At 63.4% G+C, this 16,658-nt stretch carries 13 protein-coding genes; 4 read left to right on the top strand and 9 right to left on the bottom strand.

Annotated features, from left to right (window positions below; genetic code table 11):
* Positions 1 to 32 precede the first annotated feature (32 nt).
* From X727_RS157695 to X727_RS157655, 9 genes are all read right to left on the bottom strand, one after another.
* Entirely contained in the window at positions 33 to 788 is a 756-nt protein-coding gene (locus X727_RS157695; RefSeq protein WP_023691006.1) for an FkbM family methyltransferase, read from the bottom strand.
* On the bottom strand, positions 785 to 2,011 hold the full coding sequence (locus X727_RS157690) for a glycosyltransferase 87 family protein (RefSeq protein ID WP_023833842.1): 1,227 nt from the start codon (positions 2,009 to 2,011) through the stop codon (positions 785 to 787). The genes X727_RS157695 and X727_RS157690 overlap by 4 nt, the downstream gene beginning before the upstream one ends.
* 33 nt (positions 2,012 to 2,044) lie before the next feature.
* On the bottom strand, positions 2,045 to 3,475 hold the full coding sequence (locus tag X727_RS157685) for an aspartate aminotransferase family protein (protein WP_245274147.1): 1,431 nt from the start codon (positions 3,473 to 3,475) through the stop codon (positions 2,045 to 2,047).
* A 67-nt stretch (positions 3,476 to 3,542) separates the two neighbouring features.
* A complete protein-coding gene (locus tag X727_RS157680) occupies positions 3,543 to 4,550 on the bottom strand; it encodes an NAD(P)-dependent oxidoreductase (protein ID WP_023681794.1) in 1,008 nt (335 codons plus the stop codon).
* On the bottom strand, positions 4,547 to 4,996 hold the full coding sequence (locus tag X727_RS157675; RefSeq protein ID WP_023670373.1) for an EamA family transporter: 450 nt from the start codon (positions 4,994 to 4,996) through the stop codon (positions 4,547 to 4,549). Before X727_RS157675 ends, X727_RS157680 begins: the two co-directional genes overlap by 4 nt.
* A gap of 124 nt (positions 4,997 to 5,120) precedes the next feature.
* Positions 5,121 to 6,473 carry an FAD-binding oxidoreductase gene (locus tag X727_RS157670; protein WP_023833844.1) on the bottom strand — a complete coding sequence of 451 codons (1,353 nt, stop codon included), beginning with the start codon at positions 6,471 to 6,473 and terminating at the stop codon, positions 5,121 to 5,123.
* 3 nt (positions 6,474 to 6,476) lie between these two features.
* Positions 6,477 to 7,910 carry a UbiA family prenyltransferase gene (locus tag X727_RS157665; protein ID WP_023833845.1) on the bottom strand — a complete coding sequence of 478 codons (1,434 nt, stop codon included), beginning with the start codon at positions 7,908 to 7,910 and terminating at the stop codon, positions 6,477 to 6,479.
* A 206-nt stretch (positions 7,911 to 8,116) separates the two neighbouring features.
* A complete protein-coding gene (locus X727_RS157660; protein ID WP_023670370.1) occupies positions 8,117 to 8,380 on the bottom strand; it encodes a hypothetical protein in 264 nt (87 codons plus the stop codon).
* Between the two features lie 145 nt (positions 8,381 to 8,525).
* Positions 8,526 to 11,015 carry a mechanosensitive ion channel family protein gene (locus X727_RS157655; RefSeq protein ID WP_023670369.1) on the bottom strand — a complete coding sequence of 830 codons (2,490 nt, stop codon included), beginning with the start codon at positions 11,013 to 11,015 and terminating at the stop codon, positions 8,526 to 8,528.
* A gap of 319 nt (positions 11,016 to 11,334) precedes the next feature.
* On the opposite strand from X727_RS157655, the gene X727_RS157650 reads away from it, so the two are divergent.
* The 4 genes from X727_RS157650 to X727_RS0133470 are packed head-to-tail and all read left to right on the top strand — an operon-like array spanning position 11,335 to position 16,520.
* A complete protein-coding gene (locus X727_RS157650) occupies positions 11,335 to 12,594 on the top strand; it encodes a sarcosine oxidase subunit beta family protein (protein WP_023670368.1) in 1,260 nt (419 codons plus the stop codon).
* An 11-nt stretch (positions 12,595 to 12,605) separates the two neighbouring features.
* Positions 12,606 to 12,902 (top strand): sarcosine oxidase subunit delta, encoded by a 297-nt coding sequence (locus X727_RS157645; RefSeq protein ID WP_023670367.1) that lies wholly within the window; start codon positions 12,606 to 12,608, stop codon positions 12,900 to 12,902.
* Positions 12,899 to 15,910: a sarcosine oxidase subunit alpha gene (locus X727_RS157640; protein ID WP_023833846.1), complete on the top strand. Its 3,012-nt coding sequence runs from the start codon at positions 12,899 to 12,901 to the stop codon at positions 15,908 to 15,910. Before X727_RS157645 ends, X727_RS157640 begins: the two co-directional genes overlap by 4 nt.
* A complete protein-coding gene (locus X727_RS0133470) occupies positions 15,903 to 16,520 on the top strand; it encodes a sarcosine oxidase subunit gamma (RefSeq protein ID WP_050591273.1) in 618 nt (205 codons plus the stop codon). Before X727_RS157640 ends, X727_RS0133470 begins: the two co-directional genes overlap by 8 nt.
* Positions 16,521 to 16,658 lie beyond the last annotated feature (138 nt).

Below are 16,658 nucleotides of genomic sequence, written 5' to 3' on the forward strand. Positions count from 1 at the left end.
GCGCGCCGGCGTGCCGCCAGTGGCGATCTATCTCAGGCGAAGGCCCAGATGTCCTCGGCCTGGAAGCCGACCTGATAGCCTGATGTCTTCAGCTTGACCACGACCTGGCCGATTTCGGCGGCCGGCAGCGCGCCGACCTCGACCTTGATCATGCCGGGGCGGTAGCGCTTGAGGTCGAGCTGTTCGAAGACGATCCAGTCGGCGCCCTCGCAATCGACCAGGAAGGCGTCGATATGCGTGATGCCGTTGCGGTCGAGCAGCGTCTGCAGCGTTTCCGACGTCACCTCGATATCCCTCACGTGCGGCGCGAACTTGTTGAAATTGGCGTCGTCCTCGCCCCAGGCATTCTTGCCCGACATCAGATTGGTGTCGGTGACCGACGAGCAGCCGATGAACTCGATCGGCAGCGTGCCGGCCTCGAGTGCCGCGGCATCGAAAGTGTGGACGGTGATCGTGCCCTTGGTCTTCGTCACCGCGACCGGTTCGATGACGAAGCGTTCCGTGTCGGGATAGTTGGCGCGCAACCGCTTCTGATTGTACGGGATCGGCTCGACCAGCACGGCCCGCGCCCGCGGAATGCGGTGCAGCCACGGCGTGACGTCGTCGAACAGCGCGCCGTCGCAAGCGCCGACATTGACCATCTGGAAGGCTTGCCCACCGCCAAACCGCGCCTTCAGCGCCGCCTTGGCCAGGAATTTCGTGCCACGCAACGCCGGCCCGCGATCGAGCAGGCCGGCGGGCAGGCCGAGCGAAAGGGCGATGCGCGCCAGCCCGGAAATGGAACTCATGGCTTACCTCCAGGTATGGCGATGGGCCGCCTTCCATTCAGGCTTGCCGACGCCCACAGCGCCATGATCGGGCCGACAAGCAAAAGGTAGGGCGGCAGAAGGTTCGGGAAGTAGATGCGGGTGTCGTGGATCGGAAAGACGGTGAATTTCGCCAGCACGCCGAGCACCAGTGCTGCAAGCAGGATGCCGGCGCGGCGATCGAGCCGGAAGCCGGCGCGGCCGAGCGCAAACCACGCGGCCAGCGCCAGAACCGAGACCCCGACCCAGCTGTTGATGCTGATAGCGCGAATGAAGGATGCGGCAAACGCCTTGAGATAGGCGCCAACCGAGAACGGCGGCTCGAAGCCATCCATATTGTAGTGCTGCTCGATGCTGGAGAACCACAGATGCGGCCACCAGCCGGGATGCTGGGCCCAGTGCGAAATCGCGAAATAGGCGACGAAGGACGCGGCAAAGCCGGCCAGCGCGCCCCACGCCCGCTGCCGGAAGACCAGCAGCAGCACGGCGAAAACGGCCAGGAACACGATGTTGTCCGGCCGCGCCATGAAGGCCAGGAAAAGCAGGACAGCGGTCGCTGCCTCGCGGCCGCGCACATAGGCAAGCAGCCCGCCGAGGAACAGCGCCGAGCACAACAGATCCGGGGTCGAGGCGCGTGCCGCGTCGCCGAAATCGGCCATGATCAGCACCGCGCCGGCCACCGGCGCCAGCGCCAACGCGCCTTCGGTTCGCAACCAGAGCAGCGTGATCATCCCGAACAGCAGCACCGAGACCACCTGCAGCACCCGCATCGCCTCGACCGGCGACATCACCGAACTCATCGTCGACAGCATCTCGGCGTAGAGGAACTTGATCCGGTACATGCCAAGCAGCGAGTGAAAGTCGGCGGCATTTTGCGCCATATGGCTGCGGAAGCCGCCGCCATCGTCTGTCAGCGCCTTGTAGTCGGCGGCCGAAACGCCGGCCTGGACCGTCCTGTAGGCATAGTCATGCAATGCCTGCGCATCGGGGTAAGCGCCCTCCTCGGCGATTGCGAGATAAGGCAGCATGTCCCAATTGGCATCGGGCATCGTCCAGGCGGTAAACGCCGTAAGCAGGATATAGAGCGAAAACGCGATCGCGCCGATTGGCGCGGCCCATCGCGCATAAATCCCCTCGCCCCACGCCAGAGCGGCCGCGGTCAGCCGGTCGAGTGTGTTTTGCGGGGCGGGAGACTTGCTCAGCATTGTCGGACTCGGGACTTCGCTCAACGGACTTCTTTAACGGACCTGGCTTTTGACGAAATCCTTCACGATCCCCACGATGCCGCGCGACAGCAGGCTATCGAAGGCATCGACGAAATGGTCGACATGCTCGCGCTGGCAGATCAGCGGCGGCTCGAGACGGATGACGTTGCGGTTGTATTCGGTGAAGGCGACGAGCACGTCATAGTCGCGCAGCAACAGCGCGCCGACGAAGCCCGACAGCGAGCCCTTCAGCTTGTCGTCGAGGACGCTGACGATCGGACGCAGCACCATCGGCAAGGTCTGCGAGAAGTCGTGGAACTCGAGCCCGACCATAAAGCCTTTGCCGCGCACATCCTTCATGATCTTCGGGTACTTCTGCTTCAGCGCCTGCAGGCGCTGAAGCAGATAGTCGCCGGTAGTGGCGGCGTTGTCGATCAGCCCCTCATCATAGAGCACGTTGATGCCCTCGATCGCGGTGACGCAGGCCTCGCCCATGCCGCCAAAGGTGGCCATGGCATGGATCATCGCCGTCTTCGGCGTGCCATAGGCCTTCATATAGACCTCGCGCCGGGCGATCATCGCGCCGACCGCCGCCTTGCCGGCGCCGAGCGATTTCGCCAGCGCCGTCACATCGGGCACGACGCCATAATGCTCGAAGGCATAGAAGCGTCCCGAACGGCCATAGCCGCACTGCACTTCGTCCGCCACCCACAGCACGCCATACTGGTCGCAGAGCACGCGCAATTTCTGCCAGTATTGCGCCTCTGCCTGGATGATGCCGCCGCCGCCCTGGATTGTCTCAAGCACTATGACGCCGACCTCCGGGTCGGAGCGGAACAGCCGCTCGACCGCTTCGATATCGGCGAACGGAATGCGAACGGTGTTCTCAGCCATCTTGAAGTCCGCGCGGTAGAGCTGGCCATCGGTAATGCCGAGCACGCCCTTGGTCTTGCCGTGGAAGGAATTCTCGGCATAGACGATTTTTGGCCTCTTCGGCCCGGCGGCGCGCTCGGCGAGCTTCACCGCCGCTTCCATCGCTTCCGAACCCGACGAGCCCAGAAACACCATGTCGAGATCGCCGGGCGAGCATTTGGCGATGTTGTGCGCCAGCGCCGATGCATATTGCGACATGAAGGCGATGGCGATTTCCTGGCGCTTCTCCTCCTGGAATTTGCGCCGGGCCTCCAGGATGCGCGGATGGTTGTGGCCGAAGGCCAGCGAACCGAAGCCGCCGAAGAAGTCGAGAATCTTGCGGCCGTTCTGGTCGATGTAGAACATGCCTTCGGCACGCTCGATCTTGATCTTGTGGAAGCCGAGCAGCTTCATGAAATGCAGCTGGCCCGGATTGAGATGCGCCTTGAACAGGTCGGTCATGCGCGCGACATCCATCGCCTTCGCCTGCTCGACGCTGATCAGGTCGGGCTTGGCGATGGCGGTAGGCGACAACGCCGGCGCGCCGACCATGGTGCGCGCGTTCGTCTGCTCAGGCTTGGCCATGACGGTCATTTCGGAGTTCTCCTGGTCGTCCCACCTATTCGGCGGGGACATGATTTGCGGTGACGGCAAGCCCGTCTTTCTTGGCGCGGTATTCGCTGTAGGCGGCGATCAGCATGTCCTCGTCGCGATATTGCGGCACCCAGCCGAGCTGGCGCTCGGCCTTGGATACGTCGAGCACGCACTCCTCATCGGCGATCAGATATTGTTCGGGATCCATGATCGGCATGTTCATGAGATCGAGCAGGTCGAGGGTGCGCTTGACCGCCCAGCCCGGCGTCGGGATCAGCAGCGACTTCGAGCCGGCATGCTTGATCAGGTCGCCCAGCAATTTCTTCACCGGCGGCGGATTGAGGGAGCCCAGATTATAGGCCTGGTTGGGCACGCCTGCCTTCCAGGCCGCGCGGGCAGCTTCCGCGCAATCGAACACCGAGATGAACTGATAGGGGTTCTTGCCCGAGCCGATCATCGGCACAGGAAAATTCCAGTCGATCAGTTTGAACAGCTTTTCCAGGATCCCGAGCCGGCCGGGACCGATGATCAGACGCGGGCGAAACAGCGAGATCGACATGCCGCGCTTGCGCCATTGAGCGGCGAGCTCCTCGGTCTTCTGCTTCGACCAGCCATATTCGCCGAGCGGTGCGACCGGGTGCTCCTCGGTCATCGGCTGGGTGACCGTGTGGCCGTAGATCATGTCGGTGGTGTAGTGGACGAGCTTGGACGCGCCGGCCTTGTCCATCGCCTGCATGATGTGTTCGGTGCCATGGAAATTCACCGGAAAAAAGAAGTCGTGACGCTTGGCCCGCACCTGGATCGGCGACAGCATTTTGGCCGACAGGTTGTAGATCATGTCGTCGGCCTTCAATCCGATGTTAGCCACCGAGGCCGTATCCGTGACATCGCAGGTGACGAAGCGAACGTTGCGATAGTGCGTCAGGTCGCTCTTGACGATGTCGGCAACGACAACCTCTTCACCATCGGCCACAAGCTTCGGGGCAAGATGACGGCCGACGAAGCCGTCGCCGCCGAAAATAACATGTCTCATCGAACGATCTCGTTTGTCTGGATCTTGTCGGGGATGATGGAAGCGGTTTGGTCGTCATGCCCGCGCCCGCCCAAGTCTCGACCGCTTTGCGCGATCAGCACGGTGCCAACGCAGATGAAGGCGATGCCGGCAATGCGCCAGGCATTGAGGTCCTCGCGGAAGATGAAATAGGCGAAGATCGCAACCGCGACATAGGCAAGGCTGAGGAACGGATACGCAAAGCTGAGCTCGACCTTGGACAGCACGTAGAGATGCGAAGCCATCGAGATGACGAAGGTGCACAGGCCGAGAAACACCCATGGGCTGAAAACGACCTGCAACAGCCTCAACAGCGGATTGGTGCCTTCGAACGAAATGGGACCGAGCGACATCATGCCTTGCTTCAGCATCAGCTGCGCGGCGGCATTGGTCATGACCGTGAACAGAATGAAGACGATGTATTTCATATTTTGCACCCGCCACTCGCAACGGTCCTATTACTAACCTGCAAACATTTCGTGAAGTCACGACAATGCTTTGAGTAAACTACGGAACTTACGATCTATTCACCATGACTTATTCGGATTGTACCTATTCAGCTGCCTCGACACGCCTTGGCCGGACGTTGAGCATTTTCGCCGTCCGCAGCCAGAAACTGGACACGAAAGCCGGGTCGCGCAGCGCTTCAAGCCGCTGCCAATTCGGGAAGGAGGCCGCGAAAGTATCAGCGCCCATGCGCGCATCCTTGTACGGGTTGACCGCGCCGCCGGCCGCGACCGTGATGCGGTCGAGTTCGCTGAGCAGGGCCAGCGTCCTGTCGCCGCGATTGGGGAAATCCAGCGTCAACGTGAAGCCTGGCCGCGGAAAGGACAGCAGCCCCGGCGAGCGGATCGAGCCGAAGCGCTTCAACACGGTGAGGAAAGAGCCCTGCCCGGCCCGTCGCGCCGCCTCGAGCAGCGCCGGCACGGTCTGACGCGCGACATTTTCCGGCACCAAGCTCTGGTGCTGGTAGAGACCTTTCGGGCCATACAGCCGATTCCAGTCGCCGACACCATCAAGCGGAAAGAAAAAGCCCTGGTAGCCGGTTTGGCTCGGCCCCGGCGAGCGCCCCTTCTTCCACCGATAGGCGGCGTTGAAGGCGGTGAGGAACGGCCGGTTGAGCACATTGAACGGCGGCTGGAACGGCACTGAAAAACGGGAGCCGGCGCGAGACGCCGCATGCGAGCCATACTCGGCATGATTGCCTGTCAACAACAGGCCGCGCCCGCGGCCATGGCCGCCGGCAAGCTGGTCGATCCAGGCGACGGCATATTCATTGGCCTGGTCGGCGGCCTCGGCCAGTTCGAAGAATTCGCCGAGATCGGCAAACCGCGTTACCTTCTCGGCGATGTCGAGCGAATGCACCCGCATCAGCCGGATCGAGGCCGACAGGATCAGGCCGGTCAGCCCCATGCCGCCGATCGTCGCCGCAAACAGCCTTGCATTGTCGGTTGCCGAGCAGGTGTAGGTCCGCCCGTCCGAGCGCAGCAGCGTGAACGACTCGACATGGCAGCCAAAGGTGCCGCGCCGGTGATGGTTCTTGCCATGGACGTCATTGGCGATCGCGCCGCCAAGGGTGACGAACTGGGTGCCTGGGACGACAGTCGGAAAGAAACCGTAAGGTGCAGTGTGCGCAATGATATCGGAGAGGAACACGCCGGCCTCCGCCTCGAGCAGGCCGGTCTCGGCATTGAAGGCGCCGATGCGGTTCAGCGGCCGCATGTCCACGACCGCACCTGGCCCGTTCTGGCAGGAATCACCGTAGGAGCGGCCATTGCCATAGGCGAGCAGAGCGTTCTTTGTCGCCTTGCCGCTTCGCATCAGCGCGATGGCATCGTCGGCCGCGATGGCTCGCTTTGCGGCCGGCGTGGCGAGGCCAAAACTCCGGTACCGTTCGCCGGCCATCCCCTACCAGCCTCCCGCGACCAGAAGGGCGGCGCCGATCACCACGACGATCTGGCTTCGCCAGTCGCGAATGATGAAGATGACCGGATCGTCATTCATCTCGTTGCGGCGCGCCAGGATCCAGACCCGCATGGTCAAATACAGCACGATCGGCGCCAGCGGCCAGACCAGCCAGGGATGCGGATAGAGTTCGCGTACCGCGACGCTGTCCATGTACAGCGCCAGCACCAGCGCCGAGGAGAAGGCCGACGCCATTCCTGCCTGGGCGACGATCTCCTGGTCTTCGATGCGGTAGCCGCGGCCGGCAATGCGCTCGCCCACCGGAATGGCTGTGGTGCGCAGTTCGACATAGCGCTTCACCAGCGCCAGCGACAGGAAGAAGAAAATCGAGAAGGCGAGCAGCCAGAACGAGACTTCGACCCCGGTCGCCGCAGCACCTGCCAGCACACGCACAGTGTATAGCCCCGCCAGCGTCAGTACGTCGGCCAGGAGCATGCGCTTGAACGACAGCGAATAGGCTGTGGTCACCACCAGATAGCCGGCGAGCACGCCCAGGAACTCGATCGGCAACAGAAGCCCGGCGGCAATGCCGATCGCCAGCAGCACCGCCATCGCGCCGAGACCGAACGGGATCGACAAAGCGCCGCTGGCGAAAGGTCGGTTGCGTTTGGTCGGATGCTTGCGGTCGAGCGCAAGGTCGAAGAAATCGTTGAGAATGTAGATGGCGGAAGCCACGGCGCTGAAGGAGACGAACGCCAGCAGGCATTGCCAGATCATGTTGACGTTGAAGTATTCATGCGACAGCACCATCGGCACCGCGATCAGCGAATTCTTCAGCCACTGATGCACGCGCAGCATCTTGACGAATGTCTTCAATGTCCTTTTCGGCGCCGGCATCCTTTCGGCGCTATGCGCGGCCTGCCAGCGCTTCGCATGGCGGTCGGGCGCCACGACGATGGCCTTGCGTGCGGCTCCGAAAACCTTGACGTCGTGCCGGCTGTTGCCGGCATAGTCGAAACCGCCGTCGCCATAGGCGGCGATGAGCGCGTCGCGCTTGCGGCCCGAGGTCATGTTGTGGGGACCGTCGGTCGCCAGCACATAGTCGAAGACGCCCAGATGCGCCGCGATCGCCTCGGCGAACTTGCGTGGCGTACCGGTCGCCAGCACGATCTTGCGTCCGTCGCTATGGTCGGCGAGCAGCCGCTGCAGCAGCGCTTCGCGATAGGGCAGCGAGGCCGGATCGATATCGATGCGGTCGGCGATGGCTTGTTTCAGCCGCGCCGGGCCGGCGGCCAGCCAGTACGGGACCAGGAAAACATAGAGCGGATTCTTCTTGAGCAGGATGAACAGGCCTTCCCAAAGAAGATCGGTCGCAATCAGCGTGCCGTCGAGGTCGACCGCAAGCGGGATTGCGTTCTTGTCCGACCGCGCATCCATGTCCGTTCTGCCCTATTCATAACCGGTTGCGCCGTGTTTCGGCGTCTTCGCACCGGTATAGCGGCGGAACGGCGTATTGAACGTTAAAACGCACGGTTGCAGCCGGTAGGCGCCACGATATTTCCCGCGTCATTGTTAAGCAATCGCTACCGCGAACAATAAAAGGCCGGGCATTGCCCGGCCTTTACTACATCTGCTTGCCGACTTTACTTGATGCGGGCAACGCCACCTGAGATTTCGACCGTTTCCGAGCCGGTCAGGGCCTCGAGGTCACCATTGGGCAAGGTGACGAAACAGCCGTTCGGGCAGAATTCCACGGTTTCGCCGGCGGCCAGCGCCAGCTCCGTCTTGCCGCCGCCTTCCGTCACGATCAGCGTACGGGTCTCAGCATCCTTGTTGACCGCGCTGGCGGCAAAGGCCGAGCCACTCGCTGCGGTAAGAGCGATGGCGACGACGAGCGACTTCCACATTTTGCAATATCGGTGTTTCCACACCGCCTCTGTTGCATTTCGCAAGGCATTCTCGCCTTTGCATGTGAGCTTATAGGAGATGCAAGCTGAACCGCAACTGAATGCCGCATTCATGCCGCAATTGGTTTGGGAGGAGCTTGGGGCCTTAGCTGGGATCGGGTTTGCGGGCCTTGCGACCAGTTTTGGCCAGCCGCTTCGCCTCGGCGGCGGCTCTGGCCTCCGCCTGCTCCTTCTCGGCGAACTCGACCTCGATCTTGTCGTCGTCGATCGGCCATGCGTCGGTCTGCTTGACCTTGACCTCGGCGCGCGGCGTCGAGGGGATTTCTATGTGCTCGGCGTCAAAAGCATCGAGAACGGCAAAGCGGATATCGTTCTGAACGATGGCGCCGTTCAGCACATCGGCCAGGAACACGCGGATCTCGAACTCGAGTGCTGCCGGCCCGAAATTGGTGAACAGGACGAAGGGTTCCGGGTTCTTCAGCACCAGCGCATGGCCGCGCGCAATCTCAAGCAGGACCGCGTGTACCCGCTTGACGTCGCTGCCATATGCGACCCCGACCTTGATCTCCACACGTCCGAGCTTGTTGCGGTGCGTCCAGTTGCCGACGGCGTTGTTGATGAGGTTCGAATTGGGCAGGATCACCGATTGCCGCTGGAAGGTCTCGATTTCGGTGGCGCGCACGCTGATCTTCTTGACCGTGCCTGATGTGTCGCCGGCGACGATCCAGTCGCCGACCTTGAACGGCCGCTCGGCGAGCAGGATCAGGCCGGACACGAAGTTGGACACGACATTCTGCAGGCCAAAGCCGATACCCAGCGAAAGTGCGCCGGCAACAAGCGCCAGGTTGGAGAGATCGATGCCCGCCGCCGAGATGCCGACGAGCCCAGCGAGCGCGACGCCGGCATAGCCGACCGCCAGCCGGATCGAGTTGCGCACGCCGGTATCGACCTTGCCGCGCGCCATTACCGAGCCGTCGAGCCAGCCCTGGAACCAGCGGGTCAGGAAATAGCCGATGATGAAAACGACGATGCCGGTGAGGATGCCGGTGACCGAAATCGTCACCGAACCGACGGTGACGCCTGTCGCCAATTTATAGCCCCAGGCCTGGATATCGCCGGGCTGGAAGCCCCACATCAACAGGATCAGCGGCAGGAACACCAGCACGATCATCAGGTTGATGGCGACGCTGACGACGAGGCCGAGTTGGTCGAGCGCGGTGTCCTCATAGCTGGAATTGGTCTTCAGCCAGCGCCCGATGGACGTGCCGGCGAAACCACCCTCCTCGCCGATCTCGCGCGCCGACAGGAAGCCGATATAGGCGGTGAGCAGGATGGTGCCGGTGACCACGACCTGCAACGAGACGAAGATGGCAAGACCGATATAGCCGAACAGTGCCGCCGCAATCGTGAACAGGCCGAGCGCGACACAGGTGTAGCGCAGCCAGGCCGGCCAGGGGCGCCAGCGCCCGTCGGCGTCCTTGTAAGGCTTCAGCAGCGCCATAAGGATCAGGATGACGCCCACGATGACGGTGGCGACAAAACTCCTGGCCACCGTCAGCGACAGGGGCGAGCCCATCTTGTCGTTGACGATCGACAGGAAATTGTTGATGCCGATGACGACTGCCATGGCCGTCGTCAGCCGCACCAGCCAACGCGCCGGGCCGGTCTCGACCTGGATCAGGCGCCAGTTCGGCATGCTGGGCGACAGAGCCGCATTGGTCAGGCGGTTGACACAGAACACTATGGCGATGACGGCTGCCAGCGCGTTGAGGAAAACGCCTATGTCGCCGCGCAGCACATTGTAGTAGTTGTACAGGAACACCGTCGAGGCGAGGAAGGCGCTGACCGCCAGCGTCGGCAGCAAAGTCGACCAGAACGCCACCGACAGGCGACTGAGATATGTCGGATCTTCAACCGACGCGTCGGGCTCGAAGATGCGCCCAAACAGGCGGCGCCCACCGACCAGAAGCACCACCGCCAAAGCAAGCGCCATGAGGGTCGCCGCGAGCATCGCCTGGAACTTGAACTTGAAGGCAAAGCTCAGCCACGATGACACCGCCCTGTAGAAGTTGGCGTATTCGTCCCTTGCGTCGGAAAACACCTGGGGGCTCAGTGCATCGGACAGCACATAGCGCTTGGTTAGGCCGCTGCGAAACAGCTCGCTGCGCATATTACCGATCTTCTCGATCAGCGAATTGATGCGAATCGACAGGTTCTGCGCCCCGGCGATGACGGCGTTGATCTCCGCCTTTTCCGACGCCAGCGCCTGGCGCTCGCCGGTCACGATGTCCGGTTCAGGGGGCTGTCCGGCAGCCGGCGGGGCGCCAAGCTGCTCGAGCCTCGAATTGATCTCTCCCAGCCGCGAACGAAACGCCAGCGCGCTGTTCAGCGCAGCGCGCGACAGCTCTTCCAACTGCAGGCGGATCTCGACAAGGGTGGTGTCGTCGACGCCGTCCTCCTGGACCTTCTTCTCCAGAGCGTCGGTTTTCGTCGTCAAACCCTGCAGGATTTTCTGCTGGTCGGCGACCAGCCCGGCAGGCGCCTGGCCAAGCCCCTGCGCCATCGCGCCGAACGAATGCGGCGCCAAGGCAACGAGCGCGAGGACCAGGATCAGGCGAAAGAAGCGAAAAGACATAATGGTGGCGACTCAAAGGGCGGCAAAGGCCGCTTCTAAAGCGGTCCTTGATAGAGACGCTCATCCCGTGGGGCAAGTCGTGGCGAAGTCATGACAGTTGGGCGCCTTGCGGGAGTCGGCCAGTCGAAAAGCCATGGCGCAATCTTGGCTTTGCGCACGCCGCCTGCTCTATAGTCTGCCGCATCGCACCCGAGCCGGATGGCTTCAGGTCTGTTGGACATGAAATCATCCGGCTCTAAAAATCAAAGATATAGAGCATGATGTCGTCCGAAAACCGCTTCACACTTTTCGGCATCATGCTCTAGGGATGACATGAAGAATGGCGGAATATTCAGCCCTTTCGCTTCTCACGAACGCGCTCAAGGGAAACAAGGACTGGAAGCCGGCCTGGCGCAAGCCCGACCCCAAGGCTTCCTATGACGTCATCATCATCGGTGGCGGCGGCCACGGCCTGTCGACGGCCTACTATCTGGCCAAGGAGCACGGCATCACCAATGTCGCGGTGCTGGAAAAGGGCTGGCTGGGTTCCGGCAATGTCGGCCGTAACACCACGGCGGTGCGCTCCAACTACCTTTTGCCGTCCAACACCCGCTTCTACGAACATTCGATGAAGATGTGGGAGAACCTTTCGCACGACCTCAACTACAACGTCATGTTCTCGCAGCGCGGCTGCCTGAATCTGGCTCACACGCCGGGCCAGTTCGACGACCTGGCAAGGCGCGGCAACGCCATGCGCCATCTCGGCGTCGATGCCGAGCTGATGAGCACCGCCGAGATCGCGCGCCTGGTCCCGGCGCTGGACATGTCGGCCTCCGCGCGCTTTCCCATCGTCGGCGGCCTGATGCAGCCGCGCGCCGGCACCGCCCGTCACGATGCGGTTGCCTGGGGCTATGCCCGCGGCGCCGACCGACGCGGCGTCGACATCGTCGAGAATTGCGAGGTCACCGGCTTCCTGCGCGACGGCGACCGCATCACCGGCGTGCAGACGACGCGCGGAGAGATCCGCGGCAAGAAAGTCGCCGTGGCCGTTGCCGGCAGCACCGGACGGGTGATGCAGCTTGCCGGCATCGACAGGATGCCGATCGAGAGCCATGTGCTGCAGGCCTTCGTCACCGAATCGCTGAAACCTTTCGTCGACACGGTGCTGACCTTCGGCATGGGTCATTTCTACATGTCGCAGTCCGACAAGGGCGGCCTCGTCTACGGCGGTGACATCGACGGCTACAACAGCTACGCTCAGCGCGGCAACCTGCCCATCGTCGATGAGGTGATGAGCGAGATGCTGGCGCTGTTTCCCGGCCTTGCGCGTGTACGCATGCTGCGCTCCTGGGGCGGCGTCTGCGACATGTCAATGGACGGTTCGCCGATCATCACCACCGGCCCGCTGCCCGGCATGTATCTCAACTGCGGCTGGTGCTATGGCGGCTTCAAGGCGACGCCGGCCTCGGGCTGGTGCTTCGCATACACCATCGCCAAGGACGAACCGCACGCGTTCAACGCGCCGTTCACGCTCGACCGTTTTTATCGCGGCCTAGTGATTGACGACAAGGGCCAGGGCGCAACGCCCCGGCTGCATTAGGGTTCAAACAAATGCTTATCACTTGTCCCTATTGCGGCCCGCGCGACGTCATCGAGTTCACCTATCAGGGCGACGGCAACCGCGAGCGCCCGCAGCCCAACTCGCAGGACCTCGACGCCTGGAACGCCTATGTCTACGATCGGCTGAACCCGGCCGGCGACCACAATGAGATCTGGCAGCATTCGGGCGGCTGCCGCACCCATCTGAGGATGGTGCGCAACACGGTCACGCATGAGATTTCCAGCACCGGTTTCGCCCGCGGCGACCACAATGCCGCCGCCCGGCACAAAGCCGGAGGCAAGTCGTGAGCCCGCGCCGCACCGAGACTGGCGGCCGCGTCGACCGGCTGCGCACCATCCGCTTCACCTTCGACGGCACGCCCTACACCGGCCATGCCGGCGACACGCTGGCCTCGGCGCTGCTTGCTAACGGCGTCACGCTTTTCGGCCGCTCATTCAAATACCACCGCCCGCGCGGCCTGCTCTCGGCCGGCGTCGAGGAACCGAACGCGCTGGTGACGGTGCTGCGCGGCGAAGTGCGCGAGCCCAACATCGCCGCAACCATGGTCGAGATCTATGACGGGCTGGTGGCCGTCAGCCAGAACCGCTTTCCCTCGCTCGCCTGGGACGTCAACGCCATCAACCAGCTCGGCGGCAAGCTCCTGGCCGCCGGCTTCTACTACAAGACCTTCATGGGTCCGGTCTTCGGCCCGCTGAAGGGCACCAGATTCTGGATGTTCTGCGAGCATTTCATCCGCCGCGCCGCCGGCCTGGGCCGCGCCGGTATTGCCGCCGACACCTCGCGCTACGAGCGCATGAACGCGTTTTGCGACGTGCTGGTGGTCGGCTCCGGCCCGGCCGGCCTGTCAGCCGCCAAGGCCGCTGCCGACCAGGGCGCGCGCGTCATCCTGGCCGAACTCGAGCCGCGTTTCGGCGGCTCGGCCAACTGGTCCGGCGAGGCCATCGACGGCGCGCCGGCCGCCGACTGGGCGGCGCGCGCCGTCAGCCAGCTCGAAGGACATGACACGGTCCGCCTGCTGCCGCGCACCACGGTGTGGGGCTATTACGACGGCAACACGCTAGCCGCGCTCGAGCGCGTCACCGACCACAAGGAAACGCCCGGCAAGGGCGAGCCGCGCCATCGCTACTGGGCGATCCGCGCCAAGACGGTGGTGCTGGCCACCGGCTCTTTCGAGCGGCCGCTTGTGTTCCCCGGCAATGACCGGCCGGGCGTCATGCTGGCGCATGCCGCCGAGCGCTATGCTAACGATTATGGCGTGCTGCCCGGCGACAGGATCGCGCTGTTCACCAACAATGACAGCGCCTATCGCTCGGCGCTGGCGCTGAGGAAGGCCGGGGCGGCTATTGTCGCCATCGTCGATGTGCGCCCCGAGCTTTCGGCCGAAATGCGCAGCCTCGCCACCGAGGCCGAAGCCGAAATCCTCTCCGGCCATGCCGTGGTCGCCACCGAAGGCGGCAAGGCGCTCTCCGGCCTCAAGGTGCAGCGCTTCGACATGACCTCGGGCGCGCTCAGCGGTGACGCCCGCAGCATCCACGCCGATAGCCTGCTGATGTCGGGCGGCTGGTCGCCGACCATCCACCTCGCCAGCCAGGCTGGCGCGAGAGCCGAGTGGAATCCTGCGCGCCAGGCCTTCCTGCCGCCAAAGCAAACGCAACAGCGCTGGCCAAATCAGCAATGGATTGGTGCGGGTGCTTTCAACGGAAGCTTCTCGACCATCGAAGCAATCACTGAGGGCCGCGCAGCCGGCTTGTCCGCAGCGGGCGGAGCGGCTGCGCCGGCAGCCTTGCCGGATGTCGAAGCAGCCCCGGGAAACCCAGATCCGGCTCCGGTGTTCGAGATCAAGGTGAAAGGCAAAAGCTTCGTCGACTTCCAGCATGATGTCACCGCCGAAGACGTGCGGCTGGCGCATCGCGAAGGCTTCGTCTCGGTCGAGCACCTGAAGCGCTACACCACGCTCGGCATGGCGACCGACCAGGGCAAGAACTCCAACGTTCCGGGTCTCGCCATCATGGCCGAGGCGTTGGGCAAGCCGATCCCCGAAGTCGGCACGACCCGCTTCCGCCCGCCCTACTCCGCGGTGTCGATTGGCTCGCTCGCTGCCGAGCGTTTCGGCGATCTGAAGCCGGAGCGGCTGACGCCGATGCATGACTGGCACCTCGCCAATGGCGCGACGATGTATTCCGCTGGCCTCTGGTATCGACCAATGATCTACGGCCTTGCCGGGGAGACGGTCGAGCAGGCTTATGTCCGTGAAGCCAGGGCGACGCGCGAAAGCGCCGGCATCGTCGACGTCTCGACGCTGGGCAAGATCGCCGTTCAGGGGCCGGATGCGGGCGAATTCCTCGACCGCGTCTACACCAACATGTTTTCCACCCTCCCCGTCGGCAAGGCCCGCTACGGCCTGATGCTGCGTGAGGACGGGCTGGCCTTCGACGACGGCACCACCTGGCGGCTTGGCGAACAGGATTTCCTGATGACGACCACCACGGCCAACGCCAGCAAGGTGATGCAGCATCTGGAATATTTCCTCGACGTCATCTGGCCGGAACTCAAAGTGCATGTCACCTCGGTAACCGACGAATGGGCGGGCGCGGCCATCGGCGGGCCGAAGGCGCGGGCCATCCTCGCCGCCTGCGTCACCGGCACCGCCGTCGACAACACAGCCCTGCCCTTCATGGGCATCGTGCGCGGCGAGATATCAGGCGTGCCGGTGATGATTTGCCGGCTGTCCTTCTCCGGAGAAATGGCCTTCGAGGTCTATTGCGGCGCCGGCTACGGCACCCATGTCTGGGAAACGCTTGTCGAAGCCGGCAAGCCGTTCGGCCTGGTCACCTACGGGCTGGAGGCGTTGGGCACGATGCGCATCGAAAAGGGCCATGTCACCGGCGCGGAGATCGACGGGCGCACTACGGCGCGCGACCTGCATCTCGACTGGATGCTGTCGAAGAAGAAGCCGTTCATCGGCTCGGCGATGATGGACCGCGAAGGCCTGATCGCGCCCGAGCGGCTGCAGCTGGTCGGCCTAGTCTCGCTCGACAATCGGCCGTTCAATGGCGGAGCCCACCTCGTCGAGGAACTGGACGAAGCCAATCCGCACGACTCCATCGGCCATATCACCGCCTGCTGCTACTCGCCGGCGCTGGGCAAGCACATCGCGCTGGCTTTGGTCGAGGGCGGCAAGGCGCGCCATGGCACCCGGGCATTCGTCTCCGATCCGCTGCGCAAGCGGTTCGGGCCGGTCGAGATCGTCTCCAACCATTTCTACGACCCGGACGGGAGCCGCATGCATGGCTGAGCGCCAATCACCCGAACGCCAATCACCCGAGCGCCTCTCGCCGCTCGAGCCGGTGTCCCATCCGGGTTCGCACGGCAATTTCGAGCATGGCGTCGATGTCATCCTGACCGAGACCCGGCCGGGCTCGATCCTGCAGCTGGCCGCGTGGCCGGGCGCGGAAAAGCAACTGATCGACGTGATCGGCAAGGTCACCGGCCTCGATTTGCCCGATGGCGCCGGCGGCGGTCTCGCCAAGGACGGCAAGGCCGTGTTCGGTTTCGCGCCTGGAAAATTCACAGTCGTCGACGAGGCCGAGGGCCTGGCGGCGAGTTTTGCCGGGGACGTAACCCCGGCAATCGGCACGATCACCGACCTGTCGCATGGCCGCACCGCTATCCGCATCGCCGGCCCTAAGGCCGAATGGGTGCTGGCGAAATTCTTCGCCATCGACTTCGCCCTGCCCGCCTTCCCCATAGGCTCCGGCCGTTCGACCACCCATCACGACGTCTTTGCGCAGATCCAGCGCACCGGCGCCGACCAGTTCGACATCTATGTCTTCCGCTCCTTCGCCCGATCGTTCTGGAAGGCGCTCTGCCATGCCAGCGAGGAGGTCGGCTACGAGGTTCAGTAGGGCCAAAAGCCGTTCTGGCCTCAAGGCCAGCCGGTTCTGCCGCTAGAGAATGCTCCAATGGAAGCCCATGGTGGGGAACGTGGCCCAACCGGCCCAGGGGATTAAAAAGATCCCGTCTCAGAGTCGGCATCGTCGTTT

The sequence above is a fragment of the Mesorhizobium sp. L103C105A0 genome (assembly GCF_000502215.1).
Taxonomy (GTDB): Bacteria; Pseudomonadota; Alphaproteobacteria; order Rhizobiales; family Rhizobiaceae; genus Mesorhizobium.